General features: G+C 42.0%; 13 protein-coding genes. 5 read left to right on the forward strand and 8 right to left on the reverse strand.

The window, feature by feature from the left end; translation table 11 throughout:
* Positions 1 to 319: hypothetical protein (locus VK664_RS01850; protein ID WP_461396894.1), on the forward strand; the 319-nt coding region annotated here is incomplete at its 5' end.
* Positions 320 to 321: 2 nt separating this feature from the next.
* Here the strand turns inward: VK664_RS01850 and VK664_RS01855 are convergent.
* On the reverse strand, positions 322 to 1,182 hold the full coding sequence (locus VK664_RS01855) for a hypothetical protein (RefSeq protein WP_461396895.1): 861 nt from the start codon (positions 1,180 to 1,182) through the stop codon (positions 322 to 324).
* A gap of 143 nt (positions 1,183 to 1,325) precedes the next feature.
* Positions 1,326 to 2,543, reverse strand: a complete 1,218-nt coding sequence (locus VK664_RS01860; protein ID WP_461396896.1) for a hypothetical protein — start codon at positions 2,541 to 2,543, stop codon at positions 1,326 to 1,328.
* A gap of 313 nt (positions 2,544 to 2,856) precedes the next feature.
* Here VK664_RS01860 and thrS point away from each other — a divergent pair, with 313 nt between their 5' ends.
* From thrS to VK664_RS01875, 3 genes are all read left to right on the forward strand, one after another.
* Complete coding sequence (gene thrS / locus VK664_RS01865; protein WP_461396897.1) at positions 2,857 to 4,791, forward strand: threonine--tRNA ligase; 1,935 nt, start codon at positions 2,857 to 2,859, stop codon at positions 4,789 to 4,791.
* A gap of 79 nt (positions 4,792 to 4,870) precedes the next feature.
* A complete protein-coding gene (gene infC / locus VK664_RS01870) occupies positions 4,871 to 5,491 on the forward strand; it encodes a translation initiation factor IF-3 (RefSeq protein WP_461396898.1) in 621 nt (206 codons plus the stop codon).
* Positions 5,492 to 5,678: 187 nt separating this feature from the next.
* Positions 5,679 to 6,137, forward strand: a complete 459-nt coding sequence (locus VK664_RS01875; RefSeq protein ID WP_461396899.1) for a hypothetical protein — start codon at positions 5,679 to 5,681, stop codon at positions 6,135 to 6,137.
* 184 nt (positions 6,138 to 6,321) lie between these two features.
* On the opposite strand, the gene ychF is transcribed toward VK664_RS01875, so the two are convergent.
* On the reverse strand, positions 6,322 to 7,419 hold the full coding sequence (gene ychF, locus VK664_RS01880) for a redox-regulated ATPase YchF (protein WP_461396900.1): 1,098 nt from the start codon (positions 7,417 to 7,419) through the stop codon (positions 6,322 to 6,324).
* A 187-nt stretch (positions 7,420 to 7,606) separates the two neighbouring features.
* Between ychF and VK664_RS01885 the strand changes: the two genes are divergently transcribed.
* Positions 7,607 to 8,887, forward strand: a complete 1,281-nt coding sequence (locus VK664_RS01885; protein ID WP_461396901.1) for a nucleoside recognition domain-containing protein — start codon at positions 7,607 to 7,609, stop codon at positions 8,885 to 8,887.
* 114 nt (positions 8,888 to 9,001) lie between these two features.
* Here VK664_RS01885 and VK664_RS01890 read toward each other — a convergent pair whose 3' ends face one another.
* The 5 genes from VK664_RS01890 to VK664_RS01910 form a co-directional block, all read right to left on the reverse strand.
* Positions 9,002 to 9,841 carry an OmpA/MotB family protein gene (locus VK664_RS01890; protein WP_461396902.1) on the reverse strand — a complete coding sequence of 280 codons (840 nt, stop codon included), beginning with the start codon at positions 9,839 to 9,841 and terminating at the stop codon, positions 9,002 to 9,004.
* 95 nt (positions 9,842 to 9,936) lie between these two features.
* Positions 9,937 to 10,680, reverse strand: coding sequence for a DUF4397 domain-containing protein (locus VK664_RS01895; protein WP_461396903.1), 744 nt, complete (start codon positions 10,678 to 10,680; stop codon positions 9,937 to 9,939).
* 27 nt (positions 10,681 to 10,707) lie between these two features.
* The gene (locus tag VK664_RS01900; RefSeq protein WP_461396904.1) at positions 10,708 to 12,333 is read right to left on the reverse strand and encodes a SusD/RagB family nutrient-binding outer membrane lipoprotein; all 1,626 of its coding nucleotides are present in this window, start codon (positions 12,331 to 12,333) and stop codon (positions 10,708 to 10,710) included.
* A 17-nt stretch (positions 12,334 to 12,350) separates the two neighbouring features.
* Positions 12,351 to 15,467 (reverse strand): SusC/RagA family TonB-linked outer membrane protein, encoded by a 3,117-nt coding sequence (locus tag VK664_RS01905; RefSeq protein WP_461396905.1) that lies wholly within the window; start codon positions 15,465 to 15,467, stop codon positions 12,351 to 12,353.
* 228 nt (positions 15,468 to 15,695) lie between these two features.
* Positions 15,696 to 16,445, reverse strand: a complete 750-nt coding sequence (locus VK664_RS01910) for a DeoR/GlpR family DNA-binding transcription regulator (RefSeq protein WP_461396906.1) — start codon at positions 16,443 to 16,445, stop codon at positions 15,696 to 15,698.
* Between the last annotated feature and the right edge of the window lie 252 nt (positions 16,446 to 16,697).

Here is a 16,697-nt window from a genome sequence, read left to right on the forward strand (position 1 = left end):
CTGGTTGCATATCCCCCAAAAGTGGATGAGTGAGTTTGGCACAGGAGGGTACCTTTTTTTGGGCCTTCGTTCCCTGCTCGGAGTTACTGAAGCCGATCAGGGGAAGACAGCCACCATCGCTGGAAGTATAGTTAACAAAGAGCCCAAAAGACGATCAGGGCTAATTGAGGGCCCCGGCATAAACGACTTTGTTAAGACAGGGAATACAGACCAAAAAAAGGGATCCTCCTGTGCCAAACGGAGCGAAGAAGCGACCAAAAACTGTTGCATAATAATGCATTTATTGCCTGGAGATAACTCAATTGCACTGAAAATGTGAGATCAAAGCTTCTTAGTAGGCAAATACCGGAAACGCACAACCGCAGATTTTTTCTCCGACGAAGAAATTCGCAGCTCATAACGTTTCGTCCCCGCCGTAATAATCATCAAAGACGTATTTGGCGGGATCTTACCCAGGTTATCCGCATACATCATCAGTTCATAATCCGTATTCGGATAAGCAGTCACCTGCAGGGAAAGGGCAGTAGCCGTAAGTCTTTTTTTATGGAGCAACAAAGTGTTATTCAGGAACACGCTTACAGTATCATCATCAATCTCCGCATTATCATAAATATCGATCCTGATCTGCGAAGTGTCGAAAACCAGTTCTTTTATAACCTCTTTCTCGCGATCAGCCAGGTTAAGGGATTTTTGAATTTTGTTTAGTGTATCGTTTTGGAAAACGTCAACCGGAAAAATAGATGTTGTTTCGCGGTTTAATTGAATTCTGCCCGGAGGACAAATATTATTATTCCCCATTTCATGTCCCTTCCATTCGCCGACAAAAGCCTCGACAGAATCATTTTTTGTATAGTTCAGGTCATAGGTTTTTATACAAGGAATACAATGAGAGGGAACATTAAACTGTAGAACGAGATTCTCGATGATCACCATTCTTTTTGTGGCTGGATTGTATCGGCCGGTAAAATTGATCTTCGTATAGCGGTCCTTGTCATAGTAGTTATAAGCATTGCCAAGGATCATTATATTGCTGCCTGCGTAGGTTACATGTAGTTCAATAAAATATTCAGGAAAACATCCGCCTGACACCTGTGTCCGTTTTCCCCGCCATATTCCGGCAAGGTTTTGTGCCATAGTAGCGCCGGAAAATGCCATTAATAAGAACACCAGGAAAAACCGCATCAATATAATTTATCGGAAATTAATAAGTTTAGGGATCATCATGTTCAAATTTATGTGAATGGTATCATAACTAACCATAGTTCTCCAGTTTATGTGAATGGTATCATAACTAACCACAGTTTTCCACGGGAAACCTGCATATGCTAATTTTTCTGCAGTTTAAATACGATCACCGCGTTTTTTTGTTCCGTTGATGTAATGCGAACCTCGTATTTTTTGTCACCTGCAGTTACAACCATAAGAGAAGTATTTGGTGGGATTTCACCAAGATTCTCAGCTACCATTACGAGTTCGTGTTCTGCATTCAATTCGTCAAGGGTGAAATTTAGCTTGATGGCTTTTTCAGTCAGCCTCTTTTTCGATAATACGAGTTTTTTATCAAGATAAACCGATATGGTATCGTTATCTACTGACCCATTATCATAAATGTTAACAGAAATATCACCTGCATAAGCCATTATTGTTTTCACGAGTTCATTCTCCCTGGTTGAAAGCACCTTTGGAATTTTTTTCGTCTTTTTTTCGTCTTCCGGACCTTCCACTATGGCTTCAACCGGTTTCGGCATTGGTTTTTTAAACTCCGTTATCTTATCATCCAACTTATTGGCAGGGGCTTTGGCAATTGTACTGTCCGGCTTTTTATTTGTTGCCGGTGTTTTAGATGCAGCAATGGCTGGCTTTTTAGTACCCGCAGTAACAGGTTTTTTCGCCGGAGGTGTCACTGTCTTTTTTACTGGTGGCTTAGTGCCGGCCGTCGGATTGGTAGCTGGTTTTTTTGCAGGAGTTGTAGCCGGATTTTTCAGAGTTGGTTTAACAGCAGGCTTTGCATTGGCAGTATTGTTTTTTGGTTCCACCTCTTTAGCTTTCTTTTCTTTTTCTACCAGGAAGGGTTCCTTGTAAAAATCAGAAGTAATTACTTTGCGCAGAAAAACTGTTCCACCGCCACAGTTGCTGGAATCAACATTGTTATAACTGGTATAGGTTCCTTCAAGAAACTCTTCATTTTCGTTACGCGAGTATTGAAGATAGCAGGTCATCACACAAGCACTGTTTCCCTGGAGCATCTTTAATTCAACCAGTTTTAGTTCTTCGAGCAATACCTTTTTATTTACAGGATTTACTGTGCCGCGACAGGTTGCCTTACCATAAAATATCGTTGTTTTGTAGGAATAGGTAACCCCTTCAAAAGCTTTGGCATTTTGATTAATCTGCACTTCAAATTTGTAGCGGTCTTCTTCGCCCCTGAGTTTCATGTACCTGTTTTGCTCACCATAAAAACTGCCACGCCAGATCCCGGTTACATCCTGGGCTGAAACAAATAATCCTGCAGAAAAAAACAGAAAAAGTAATAAATGCTTCATGATTAATTCCTCACCGGGCAAATTAGTAAAAACTTACCTTTCAGATCGAAATATCGTAAGTGGTTGTCTGCAAATTCTTCGTTAATTTTGTCCCCCTTCGCCCTCCTTTGCCCGCCTTCGCCGCGTAGCAGTCAATGATTGTTAGTTGCGATGCGGCTTCGGAGGGCGGGGCCGCACAGCAGTCAATGATTGTTAGTTGCGATGCGGTTTCGGAGGCGAGGCCGCGCAGCAGTCGATGATTTTAAGATGCAATGCAGCTTCGAAGGAAGATATGTTTCACCAGATATCGATGGTTTTAAAAGTTTAAGTAATAATGATAAAAATAAGTTTTCCTGATGGCGCTGTCCGGGAGTATAATGAAGGAAGTTCAGCCCTGGATATTGCAAAATCGATAAGTGAAGGGTTAGCGCGGAAAGTAATAGCTGCGAATGTTAATGGGGAGGTCTGGGATGCTACCCGGCCGATCAACAATGACGCGACCCTTAAATTGCTTACCTGGACAGATGACGATGGTAAATCCACATTCTGGCACTCATCTGCGCACCTGATGGCTGAAGCCGTTGAATCCTTGTTTCCGGGCGCAAAATTCTGGGTAGGACCTGCAATTGAAAGAGGGTTTTATTATGATATTGATCTTGGTGGCAGGCAGATCACGGAGGAGGATATGCGAAAACTGGAAACAAAGATGGCTGAACTTGCAAAGCAGGCCAATCCTTATATCCGGAAGGAGATCTCGAAAGCAGATGCTATAAAATATTTTGACGAGAAAGGGGATGAATACAAACTTGACCTGTTAGGCAATCTGAACGATGGCAACATTACCTTTTATAGCCAGGGAAATTTTACTGATCTGTGTCGTGGACCTCATATCCCGAATACTGGTTTTATCAAAGCCATCAAACTAACAAGCATTGCCGGTGCATACTGGAAAGGGGATGAAAAAAACAAGATGCTTACGCGTTTGTACGGCGTAACCTTTCCATCTCAGAAAGAGCTTGACGAATACCTTGCACTTCTTGAAGAAGCCAAAAAACGTGATCACCGTAAGCTTGGTAAGGAACTGGGTATTTTTACAATGGATGACGATATCGGGCCGGGTCTTCCTTTGTGGCTGCCCAATGGTACAATTATCATTGAAGAACTAGAAAAACTGGCAAAAGAAACTGAACAAAGGGCAGGATATAAAAGAGTAGTTACTCCACATATCGCTAAGGAAAGTTTATACATTACCAGCGGCCATCTTCCATATTACCAGGATAGCATGTATCCGCCAATGGAGCTGGAGGGTCAGAAATATTACCTGAAGGCGATGAACTGTCCACATCACCACAAGATCTTTGCAGCTGAACCAAAAAGCTATAAAGATCTTCCATTGCGTCTCGCTGAATATGGCACCTGTTACCGGTATGAGCAGAGCGGGGAATTAATTGGATTGATGCGGGTTCGTTGCCTGCATATGAACGATGCCCATGTTTATTGCACCAATGAGCAGTTTGCCGCCGAGTTTCGTGCGGTAAATGACATGTACCTTAAGTATTTCAAAATATTCGGGATAGATAAGTATGTGATGCGCCTGTCATTACATGATCCGGCTAAGCTGGGTCAGAAATACATCAATGAACCGGAACTCTGGCTTGAAACCGAGGCAATGGTCCGGAAGGTACTTACAGAGTCCAATATTCCTTTCATTGAAGTGCAGGACGAGGGCGCTTTCTACGGTCCAAAGATTGATGTTCAGATCTGGAGCATTATTGGCCGTGAGTTCACCCTGGCTACAAACCAGGTGGATTTTGCACAGGGCCGGAGATTCAAACTTGAGTTTACAAACAAGGAAAATCAGCCGGAAACACCTTTGATCATCCACCGGGCGCCGCTGGGTACCCATGAAAGATTCATTGGATTCCTGCTGGAGCACTATGCAGGCAAGTTCCCGCTCTGGCTGGCACCGCTCCAGGTGAAGATTTTGCCCATTAGTGACAAGTTCCTTGATTATGCACAAACTATTTTGGAATCGCTGAAAAATGCGGATATTCGTGCAGAGGTAGATGACCGCAGTGAAAAAATTGGTAAGAAAATCCGTGATACAGAATTGGCGAAGGTGCCTTACATGCTGGTGATCGGCGAAAAAGAGGTGAATGAGAAAAAAGTCGCAGTAAGGCGGCAGGGTAAGGGTGATTCGGGTGCAATGAATGTTGACGAGTTTATTAATAATGTGAGTGTTGAAATCAAGAATAGGGTTTCGGAATAACGAATCGTATTCTGATATTAATAATGTGTTTGCGAAAAGTTCCTTTCCCTGAAGGAATATTAAAAATAAAAAAATAAGAATGCTCCCGGTAGGGATGGGAGCGAATAAAATTATGGCATTTCCACCAAGACAACCAAGAGGTAGTTTTAATCCACGATTCAGAAAAGAACAACAACAGGAACATCGCACAAATCAAATGATCCGCGTACCTCAGGTGAGGCTGGTGGGTGATAATATAGAGGTGGGTGTATATGCGATACAAGATGCATTGCGAATGGCGCAGGAACAGCAACTTGATCTGGTTGAAATCTCTCCGCAGGCAGATCCCCCGGTTTGTAAAATAATCGATTACAATAAATTCCTTTACGAGAAGAAGAAGAAGGAAAAAGAAATGAAGGCCAAAAGTAAATCGGCCGAGGTCAAGGAAATCCGTTTTACACCGGGTACCGATGATCATGATTTCGATTTCAAATCAAAACATGCAGAGAACTTTCTTAAGGAAGGAAATAAGGTAAAGGCATATGTGCAGTTCAAGGGTCGGGCAATTATGTTTAAAGAAAGAGGAGAATTGTTGCTGCTTAAGTTTGCAGAAAGACTCGCTGACTTTGGCCAACCTGAAGCACTTCCGAAAATGGAAGGTAAAAGGATGTTGATGATCTTTGCACCAAAGTCGCAGAAGAAGAAAAAAGATTCAGAATAAACTGTCTGATAATATTAATAACCATGAAGCGGTATGCTGCTTCATGGTTTTTTTATTTCAACAAAAGAAATAAAACGAGCGATAAATAATGTTTCAGGATTTCATTCAATGAAGGTTTCTTTGTTCATTGACGGCTCTTCGTTCAATGAAAGCTCTTCGTTCAATAAAAGGTTTCAAAATTTATCAAATGAAAGGTAGTGCTGAATACGATTTTTTACAGGAAGTATTTGAATGGGTGTTTTATAACATGCCTATTGAGAAAGACAATTCTTATATCAGGAATATCTATGAATTTTATCAAAACAATGGTGGCCTGAGTGGTAAACAGATCCAGGTGCTGCTGAATGAGATTGAAAAGATACCGGTCAAACCTCCGTTCAATCCCGCAACACTGGAAGCTATCATCAAGAAGAAAGCTGTGAAATACAGGTCCAAACTGCCTCCCGTTACTCCAATGTATACAGAAGATACAGAATCAAAACTAAAGCTTCAGCAGATACTTGATATGGCTCCTCAACACAAGGCGGCTATTAAGTATTTGAATAAGGTGAATCTTAACCAGGAACTTACATCAACAGAAAAAGAAGATATCAATACAATTCTTGCTTTTCTGATAAAGAAGTTTGGAGATGTAAATAAAAAATAGCCACACTATAAGATGCAGGCAAACAATAATAAGTAAGCCAACTATTAATAAACCAGCCAACTATTATGAAACAAGCCTACCATTAGGAAGCAAGGAAACTATTAAGAAGCAGGCAAAATATCAAAAAAAACAGGCTACCCGAAGTAGCCTGCATTAAATTAATATTCCTTAAGAAAATATCCTGTTAAACGTTGAAACGGAAGTGCATCACATCACCGTCCTTAACGATGTATTCTTTTCCTTCAATCCTTAAACGTCCATTTTCCCGGCAAGCGGCTTCAGAACCATATTGGATGAAATCATCGTAACCGATTACTTCGGCTTTGATAAATCCTTTTTCAAAATCTGTATGAATAACACTTGCTGCCTGTGGCGCTTTCCAGCCTTCGTGTATGGTCCATGCCCGCACTTCCTGCACACCGGCGGTGAAATAGGTAAACAGGTTAAGTAGCTGGTAAGTTGAACGTATCAACCTGTTTAGTGCAGGTTCAGTCATTTTATATTCAGACATAAACAATTCCTTATCTGCCGGATCTTCCATCTCGGAAATCTGTGCTTCAATTGAATTGTTCATGATAATAACCAGCGAATCTTCATTTTTTACAGATTCCTGTAAGGCTTTTGAAAACTTATTCCCGGTATGCATTGATGGTTCGTCAACATTGGCAACATAAAGTACCGGCTTGGCAGACAAAAGGAATATATCGGCTATGGCTACTTTTTCATTTTTATCAAGCTGTAGTTCTCTTATATTTTTTCCTTGTTCCAGATGCGCTTTACAACGAATAAGTATATCAAGCTCAGCTTTCATCTTTGGATCAGTGCGCGCTTGTTTTTCAACCCTTTGAATTTTTTTATCAACGCTGTCAAGATCCTTCAGCTGTAATTCAGTATCTATGATATCCTTGTCACTAACCGGGTTGATCGGACCCTCATCACGCAATATGTTTTCATCCTCAAAACAACGGATCACATGGATAATGGCATCTACTTCGCGGATATTCGCGAGGAATTTATTTCCCAGTCCTTCACCTTTGCTTGCTCCTCTTACAAGGCCTGCTATATCAACAATTTCAATCTGGGTCGGAACGATGCGGTTAGGTATAACCAATTCCGCCAGTTTATCCAGCCTGAAATCAGGTACATCTACCAGCCCAACGTTTGGTTCGATGGTACAAAACCGGTAATTACTGGCCTGGGCCTTCGCACTGTTGCTGACCGCATTAAATAAAGTTGATTTTCCCACGTTCGGTAGACCGACAATTCCTGCTTGTAAAGCCATGTTTCAAAAAATTTGAGCCGCAAATATAGTGCATACAGCGGCATCATAGGCAAATCGCGGGATCTGTTGTGATTTGAGAGCAATCCGGCTCCGGTTACCTTTCAATAAAATGAACAGTTCGTGCGTTGTACTTTGCAATGTATTTGCATTGAATCTGTTATCTTCAATCTGAATTTAAACGAGTTATATGGCTTTAAGCAGGATCTGGTCGGCTTTTATTATTATCGCAATTTCAGTCGCCGGTTTCAAATGCTTTTTTCTTGGAGATTCCCAGATCTTCAGCTGGATGGTAATCGGAAAGTCGGCCGACCCTAACAATCCCCTCAAACTTGACGGAATCGTCGAAACATGCTGGATCGCGGTCGAGATCTGCCTCAAACTGATCGGAATTCTCAGCTTATTTATTGGTTTTATGAGTATAGCAGAAAGAGCAGGAGGGGTGCGCCTGCTTTCGAGGATTGTGGCTCCCTTCTTCTCAAAACTCTTCCCGGAAATTCCCAAGGGTCATCCTTCCATGGGGCATATGATCATGAATTTTTCCGCCAACCTGCTCGGGCTGGATAATGCGGCCACTCCCTTTGGACTGAAAGCAATGCAAAGCCTGCAGGAATTAAATCCGAGGCCGGAAGTAGCTACAAATGCTCAAATCATGTTCTTGTGTCTGCATGCTGCGGGATTGAACCTGATCCCTGTGAGTGTAATTGCAGTGCGGGCCGCAAACAATGCTTCCAATCCCACTGATATTTTTATACCATGTATGATAGTCACTTTTGTGGGTACTATCACTGCAATGCTGATCGTTTCATTCAAACAGAAGATAAATGTATTACAGCCCGCGATCATTTTATGGATACTGGGAATATCTGCCGTGATTGGACTGCTGGTTGTTTATGTGGTAAGGCTGAATGCACCCGATCTGCAGTTGTTTTCGGGCATGCTTAGCAATGGATTGATCCTTCTGGTGTTTTTACTGATTATACTTGGTGCTGTATATAAAAAAATAGATGTGTTTGACGCATTTATTGATGGTGCGAAAAACGGCTTTGAAACAAGTATCCGGATCATCCCTTACCTGGTTGGGATAATGGTAGCCGTTAGTATGCTCAGAACCAGCGGCACATTTGATGTGGTTATAGGGGGAGTGAAAAGCTTTTTTCATATGCTTGGAGCTGATACCAGGTTTGTTGATGGTTTGCCGACTGCCCTTATCCGCCCATTAAGCGGTGGTGCAGCCCGGGGTATGATGGTGAGTACCATGACTACTTATGGTGCCGACTCTTTTGCAAGTCGCCTTTCGGGCATATTCCAGGGAGCTTCTGATACAACCTTCTATGTGATCGCTGTTTATTTTGGCTCAGTATCAGTCAAAAATACGCGCTATGCGATCGGTGCGATGCTGCTGGCGGACCTGGCCGGTATTATTACTGCAATCTTTCTGGCTTACCTGTTTTTCGGAAGTTCAGTGTGACCACTTAAAACATCCTGCGAAGTTTGTGAACTCTATAAAAAAAATACCCCCGGGTAGAGGGTATTTTTTATCATGTATATAAGGGTGAAGGAAAATTATTTCTCTTTGTCTAATCTAGTTCCCGCCTGTACTACCACCGCTTTCTATGAGTTTGTATAATTCGTCAAGTTTTGGTGTGAGGATGATTTCAGTTCTCCTGTTCCGACCCCTGCCTTCAGCAGTACTGTTACTCTCAACCGGATCATATTGACTATGCCCGGAAGCTATAATACGCAATGGTTCAATTTTATAATCTTTAGTCAGTATCCTGACTATGCTGGTTGCCCTCGCTACACTCAAAGCCCAGTTATCTTCAAACCGACCGCGAATGGGGATTGAATCGGTATGGCCTTCGATATTCACGTTAATATCCGGATTAAGACTCAACACTTCAGCCAGTTTTCCAAGTGCCTCTTTACCTTTTACGTTGATGTTTGCACTACCTGAGGGAAACAGCAGGTTTTCCTGGAGGCTGACATAAACCTTACCGTTTTTTACAGAGACTGATAATTCGTTCGAATTGAATTTAACCAGCGCATCGGACATTTTCTTTCGAAGATCATCCGTTGTCTTCTTTTGCTGATCGATGAGCGCCTGCAGGGTTTCAAGTCTTTTTTGCTGATCTGCTATTCTTCCCGCAGCATCCTTTGAACTGGATTGTAGTTGATTTGATGTTGAGGCTAATTGTTTCTTTGTATCTGCAAGTTGTTGCTCAAGCGTTTTGCCTTCTGACTGGAGTTGAGTGATGTCTTTTTGAAGCGATGAGATTTGACCGGCCATTCTGGTGCTGTCTGCCTGGAGGCCCTGGATTGTTGCGTTAGCGCTTGTAAGCTTTCGTTTTGCGACACAGGAGGTGAGTGTGAGGGCGATCAAAATGATTTGAATCGTTTTAGAGGTAAGCAGTGTTTTCAACATATGTATTTTTTGTTATTATTAGGAAAACCATGCCAAATAAAAAAAGCCGGCCAGGGGCCAGCTTTTCGCATATGTTTTATATATGAAGGCTTACATTAATAATTGCTTATCACCGTTAAACTCCTTGGCATTACCGTTCCGGTTGTAGTCTGATATCTGCCGCGGTATACAACAGTATAGCTCCGGTTTATAGTGGGAATGATAGTGAATACTGGTGTCAGGTTTGTTGTTGTTCCGGTTTCCCGAACATACAAAGAATCTAAACGTTTCGAAGCAAAAGGAACAAAGTTTGTCACCTGCGCAAGTGCAATATTTGTAAAAACATTTTTGCCTGTTACTACAGAGTACAAATCAACATTTGGCAATGGAGTTTTGGAAAAAATCAGGTTTGTGAATCTGATCCTTGAAGTTGTATCAGCTGGTTTTACAATCTCATCTTCCGTGAATACATATTTTATTGAATTGACCGTATCGTATGTAAAAATTGAATAGTTTTTACCCGGCGCAAGTGTAGCAGGAAAACTCAATTGGGGCTGGGTTGAAGCCGCCAGGGTGTCTTTGATTAAAATTGTGTGACTGCCCTGAGTAAGCGCTGAGGCATAACCGGTAGAAGGGAAGATCCCTCCATAAGCGAGTATGGATCCGGTTACAGGTACGTTGTCTAAATACATGTAAGTGCGCTGCGAACTCACCGTACTGTTAAACAGCTTTACCAATGCTTTGTCCTGGATAGCAGTGTTTTCTACTACCATTTTGTCGAATTCTTTTTCGCATGAAGCCGCTATCATGATAGTTATCAGTAGCAGGCAGCTTATGGACAATGATTTTGATGATTTCATTTCAAACTAGTTTTACTGATGACAACATTATTTTTGAGTAAACCATTGTTCTTTGGTGTTATAGTCAAGTGCCAGGGCACCAAGCCTGTCAAGTTCGGCGATGTTATACAGGTACTCGGAGTTATACCTCGGTCTTGCCCGGTATACCAGTTTATTATTATTATTAATGAAAAGATCAGTGCCCGCAGGTGGAGTAAAATCTGTAAATACCTGTTCAGCCCCTTCCTGGTCGGTATAATGAAATCTCCTCATATCGTTCCACACTTCGATTGATCCATAACCATAAAGTGCGAGGTATTTCTGCAGCATAATATGTGATAGCTTCAGATTTGCAGCGGAAGGCACTATTACCGGGTTACCCAGGTAGGCTGCTTTTGAAGTTGGTGTAATTGCCTGCGCTGGGGGTATATTTGCATTGAAATCTGCTGTAAGCATGTCGAACGCGATGCCGATACCAGCCTGATAAGCTGTTAATGCCTGAGGTTTCTCTCCTTTGCGATAATATGCTTCGGCCTTCATGAACTGGATTTCTGCGGCTGTGATGATTGGATAATAAGCAGCATTTCTGAAAATATATCTTGCTTTTGCATCAGAAGTAGGTGAGGTTACAGTATCAAAACCTTGTCCCCAGTAGTTTTCAGGTCTGTCAGCCGCAACCAGGCCACTGGCCCCTTTGTTAGGAACAATACCCCTGTAAGTGCCGTTTGTATTTTGACGGAGAAGATAAGGCGCTCTTGGATCAACTACCCCGGGAAATCTTGAGTTAAGCCCGGTCAATAAATTTACCGGGTATTGAGCCTGTCTCAAGGCACCTACGTTGCCACGAAACGGGCCGAAATAGTTAGAAGTACCTGTGATGCCTGTGTTTGCGAATCTCGCATATGCATTATCTGAATTTACATTGATCGCCAGGTTACAGTAAAACAGTACAGAATCGGCATTGTAAGTAGTCTTATTTGATAGCTGGTTGAAAGAACGCGCCATCACCGAGTAAACAAATTTCTTCCATTTGTTTACATCCCCGTTATAAAAATATGCATCTCCTTTAGCGAGGTTTTGAGCGTCTACTCCGTCACCGGTTTGATTAAGAAAACTTAAAGCAGTTCGACAAACCGATCTCACAGTGTCATAAACATCCGCCTGATCATTGTACTTAAAAGTTAACTGGCTTGTATTAAAAGCTTCAGTTAATATGACTTCTCCATAAACATTGGTGAGGGTGAGCCAGCTCCAGGCTTTAATAGCATGTGCAACACCTACATAATCCCATTTCTTTTCTTCAGTTCCCCACTCAATAATGCGGTTAAGATTTTGCCCCATGCCGAAATAATGCATTGCCCATACTGATCCCAGTATATCAAGTGCTCCGGTAGCTCCTCCCATCTGGTCGTATTGATTGCCGGTAACATTTGTTGCCCAAAACTGCACATAACGACCAATATAGATCCCATCATTTGCAGTACCGTATGCAGAGCCCGCAGCGGCTGAGCTACCAACCATGTTCCCAATAATACCTGGTAGCAATGTTTCAATTGGCTTCTTAACACCTGCATTAGGGTTAATAAAAGCCTCATCAATTTTTTTTGCACAGGAGCTGATAGAAATAATTCCAAGAGCGAGTAAGCACCGTGCGATATTTTTTATATTTCTCATGCCTTAATATTTAAAAATTAGAAACTAGCTCTGATCCCAAAATTGATACTGATAGGAGTTGGCAATGATCCGTAGTCAAAGCCCCATGCACCGACCCCGCGGCCAGCTGCAGTGTTACCATTTGAAGAGGGATCTCCACCGGTATAATTAGTAATAAGAATAAGATCATTTGCTGTCAGGAAGGCGCCGAGGCTCTTAACCCCTTTGATTTTTTTCACAAAAGTTGTCGGGAACTGGTAGCTGAATGAAACATCCCTTAACCTTAACCAGTTCACATCTTTTTCAATAAAGGCTTCTTCCGGCATACCATTCGCACCATAGTAAGCATCGAGATAAGCAGGTATAACTGCTATGGTGTTGACAGTTGGATTTGCCGTGTTTTGTTTACCATCATTCAATATACCCTCAACTACTCTTGGAGTATACCTGTCAATAGTCAGGTCACTCTTGCCGATACCGGTGAGATACATTTTATTGGCATTAAATACATCGCCACCGACTTTGAGATCCCAGAGGAAACTCAATCTCCAGTTTTTATACCTGAATGTATTCGTTGTACCAATAGTATAATCGGGATTCCTATCACCTCTAACCCTGAATACTGCATCAATTGCCGGTAAACCGTTCAAAGGATTGATCAGTATCTTTCCCGCATCATTCCTGAGATAACCATAAGATGTGATAGAGGTAGTGGTACCGTGGAGTGTAATACCACCGCGTGCATTACCATATAACCAGGTGTCGCCGAGGTAATACTCAGCAACGTTTGCAGGCAACTGCACAACTTCATTCCACATTTTATTAAAGTTCACTCTCACATTCCAGCCAAAGTCGGTATTATTGAAAATGTTCGCATCAGCTGATACTTCGAAACCCTGGTTTCTTGTGCTTCCTGCATTTTGAGTATTTAACACAAATCCCGTTGCATAACTCAGGCGAAATCCTTCAACGATCTGACCCTTGTTAAGCGTATTATAATACGTGGCGTCAAAATTCAGTATGTTGTTGAAAAGCTTAAGCTCAGTTCCAACCTCAAATGTTTGTTGTTTCTCTGGTTCCAGGTTCGGGTTATTATTTACAAAGCCGTAGGAAAATCCACCACCACTTGCGAAGTTGTCAACAAATACCGATTGAGTTGAGTAGGGGGAATTTAACCTTGCTGTACTTGCGGCGGAAGTGCGCAGTTTCCAATAGTTAAGTGTAGTGCCCCGTTTTAGCTCAGGAAATATATCTGTGATGATAACGCTCAGACTGGCCCCCGGATAATTGTAGTTGCGGTTAACTTTTGGAAGGGTAGAGGCTGCTTCAAAACGATGCGAATAATTTAGAAACACAAGATTGTTATATCCAACACTTACTTCGCCAAAGCCCGCCATCTGCCTGGTGACCTGTTCGTTCCAGGCGCCAAGATTATTCTGTAAAAGGCGGCGACGTGTATTTGGTGCAGTATTGGAGCTGTCAAAATGCGTGACATCTTTCAAATTATTTCCAACTATTGCAAACATCTGTGTATTATAATCCTGCCACATAGTACCTACCATGAGTCTTGTGCTCCATTTCCCAAAATCTTTTTTAGCTGTTGCAGTAATGGTATGATTATACCCATTATACTTCCTCCAATAATTATCCTGTTCACCATTCAATGCCTGTGTGATGTAAAAAGATTTTGGATGATAAAGTGTATAACCTTCGGTTCTGTATGTATCATAACCGAATCTTCCCGTAATTGTTAACCAGTCAGTAGGATTGATATTAATACCCAGGCTGGCGGTGTAACGATCCGTTTCATCCCGGCTTGGGTTTGCGTTTACATTGAAGAGTGGATTGTCTAACTCAAGATTTGGATTAGACGCAAAAACAGGAATCTTGTTGCCAGCATCGTCCTGGTACTTCCTGATATCATAGGTATTTGGGTAAGCAAATAATCCAAGCATATAACCGCCGGCACTGCGAAGCACCTTGTCGTTCTCACTTCTTACATAAGCCAGGGATGGAGTGATTTCAATATACTTTCCAATCTTTGTTGTATTGGATATCCTGAGATTTATCCGTTTGAAATTATTATTGGGAACCACACCTTCCTGGTTGAAATAGGAACCTGAAACGCGGAAAACAGATTTTTTTACACCGAAGTCTGCACCAATATTATGAGTTTGTGAGAACCCGGTTTTGAAGAAATATTTCTTATTGTCAATCAGCTTTGTTCCCGCGGGATATGGTTCGCCGTAATAACGGAAAACGTTTGCATTAGCACCATTTTCCCCATTTTGGTAGCCTTCGAATACATCGGGATACCGGGTTAGTTGCTGGACCCGGAATGCATCATCGTACTGAACCGCAAGCTTATTCGACTTTGCTTTTTTGGTGGTAATAAGCATAGCACCGGAACTTGCCTGGCTTCCGTATAAAGCCGTTGCTTCAGGCCCTTTGAGTACGGTTATTGATTCAATATCGTTCGGGTTGATGTCTGAGATCCGGTTTGTATAATCGTTATTCCTGTTCGGGCGATCAGAAGCGAGACCGAGTCCGCTACCTCCTCCTGAGGTTTCGTTAACGGTGGAGTTATCCATGATGATTCCGTCCACCACAAACAATGGTTCATTACTCAGCGATAGTGAATTAAAACCCCGAAGTACTATACTTGAAGAAGCACCCGCTGTACCTCCGGTTGGATTAATTGTTAAACCGGCAACTCTTCCCTGCAAACCATTTATAAAGTTTTCCCGTTGCGTTTCCTGTATTTCTGAACCTAACACTTTTTGGGTTGAATAACCTAGCTCCCTTGGCTTACGTTTAAGGTCAAGTGCAACAACAACTTCCTCAAGAGAATTATCAGATGGTACTAGACCAATGGTAATGCCACTGATTTTGTCGCCCACCTTATATTCTTTACCGGTAAATCCGAGGAAGCTGACTACAATCGTTGCGCCTTTGGAAGCATTGATACTAAAATTACCTTTTGAATCAGTTTGAGTACCTGTAGTACTTCCTTTGATCTGAACCGTTGCTCCCTCAAGGACGCTGCCATCTCTTGTAGACACAACGGTACCGGAAACTGTCTGAACCTGGGCTGAAGCCGTTTGCTGGACGCACAACATTAACGGCAATAACAGCATGCATAGTAAATTTCTCATAGCATGTTTTTTCTGGGTGATCTATCTGATGTGACAAAAAAATAAACCTGATAACTATATAAACCTTGAACAATTATAAATCCTGATCGATTATGTAAACTCGAACAATTCTATAAACCCTGAACACAAGGCAGCACACAAAAGCCGGCTAATAAAAGCCGCTTAATACATGCTGAATATGTATCAGCTTACAAAATAACCTCTACAAAAATTGATGAGCCACACGTACTATAAAACCTGGATTCCCGCGGTCACATATGGCTCAAGTAAAGGATCGTCGGGGGGTAATTCAGTAATTAGGATTTGAATCTGGTTGAGAGCAGAAACATGAATAGGTTGGAGAGAATTAAGCTTCTCCGCGATAGTAACACAAACGACTTTTTGAGAAGATTCAATCATCGCTTTTTTCAATTGCACAACATCCCAGTCGTTATCAGTGATCCCATCCATTACATTTATTCCGTTAACTCCAAGGAAACACAAGTCCGCCCTGATCTGCCTGATTTTTGCCAGCGCTTCGCCTCCGGTTGTTATCTTGGCATTTTTAGATACTTTATCTCCAATAACTATAACATCAATGTTAGGATGGGCCATATATTCCTGCACAATAGGAATACTGCCTGTAATAAAAGTTGCTTTTAACTGCGAAGGAAGACAGCGCGCCATTTCAATCAGCGTAGTTCCCCCTGTCGTTAAAACAAACATTCCATCCTGGATGAGCCGGATTGCTTTTTGTGCTATGATTTTTTTCTGAGTGGAAGCATAAACGTTGTTCGAAGGATAGTGGAACTGGTTGAAAGAATGTGATAGTGCCCCGCCATGAACTTTTATAAGTTTGCCCTCGTCGGCTAATTCCTGTAAATCCCGCCTGATTGTATCTTCAGAAACATTAATCTGCTGACACAGACCCGATGAAAGGACGCTGTTGTGCAAATCAATCTGGCGTAAAATAAACGCCTGCCTTTGTTTTTTGAGCATTTCGTTAGCGGGTTACTCTCTCAAAATAAAAGAAATTCCCGCATAAAACCGCAAATCGGGAAAAATAAATATTCCTGGACGCGTAAAAGTTGTCCTGGGTCAAAATGCGCTTGCCAAGATCCGCAAATAACTGCAAGAGAGATATGAATTATGAGTTATGAATTATGAAAGAAAATAAAGAGAGATATAGTTATGAATTCAGGATGGGAAAAAATCTACCATGCCTGGGATTATTTTCGTTAGTTGGTTTTG

The organism is Flavitalea sp., assembly GCF_035489435.1.
In the GTDB taxonomy this organism is placed as follows: Bacteria; Bacteroidota; Bacteroidia; order Chitinophagales; family Chitinophagaceae; genus DATHKG01.

What these genes read in the sequence shown, in the direction of transcription:
- VK664_RS01875 (WP_461396899.1), top strand. Translation starts at nt 5,679, where the DNA reads ATGAAAGGTAGTGCTGAATACGATTTTTTACAGGAAGTATTTGAATGG.
- VK664_RS01885 (WP_461396901.1), top strand. Translation starts at nt 7,607, where the DNA reads ATGGCTTTAAGCAGGATCTGGTCGGCTTTTATTATTATCGCAATTTCA.
- VK664_RS01900 (WP_461396904.1), bottom strand. Translation starts at nt 12,333, where the DNA reads ATGAGAAATATAAAAAATATCGCACGGTGCTTACTCGCTCTTGGAATT.
- thrS (WP_461396897.1), top strand. Translation starts at nt 2,857, where the DNA reads ATGATAAAAATAAGTTTTCCTGATGGCGCTGTCCGGGAGTATAATGAA.
- infC (WP_461396898.1), top strand. Translation starts at nt 4,871, where the DNA reads ATGCTCCCGGTAGGGATGGGAGCGAATAAAATTATGGCATTTCCACCA.
- VK664_RS01860 (WP_461396896.1), bottom strand. Translation starts at nt 2,543, where the DNA reads ATGAAGCATTTATTACTTTTTCTGTTTTTTTCTGCAGGATTATTTGTT.
- VK664_RS01905 (WP_461396905.1), bottom strand. Translation starts at nt 15,467, where the DNA reads ATGAGAAATTTACTATGCATGCTGTTATTGCCGTTAATGTTGTGCGTC.
- VK664_RS01910 (WP_461396906.1), bottom strand. Translation starts at nt 16,445, where the DNA reads ATGCTCAAAAAACAAAGGCAGGCGTTTATTTTACGCCAGATTGATTTG.
- VK664_RS01895 (WP_461396903.1), bottom strand. Translation starts at nt 10,680, where the DNA reads ATGAAATCATCAAAATCATTGTCCATAAGCTGCCTGCTACTGATAACT.
- VK664_RS01890 (WP_461396902.1), bottom strand. Translation starts at nt 9,841, where the DNA reads ATGTTGAAAACACTGCTTACCTCTAAAACGATTCAAATCATTTTGATC.
- VK664_RS01855 (WP_461396895.1), bottom strand. Translation starts at nt 1,182, where the DNA reads ATGCGGTTTTTCCTGGTGTTCTTATTAATGGCATTTTCCGGCGCTACT.
- ychF (WP_461396900.1), bottom strand. Translation starts at nt 7,419, where the DNA reads ATGGCTTTACAAGCAGGAATTGTCGGTCTACCGAACGTGGGAAAATCA.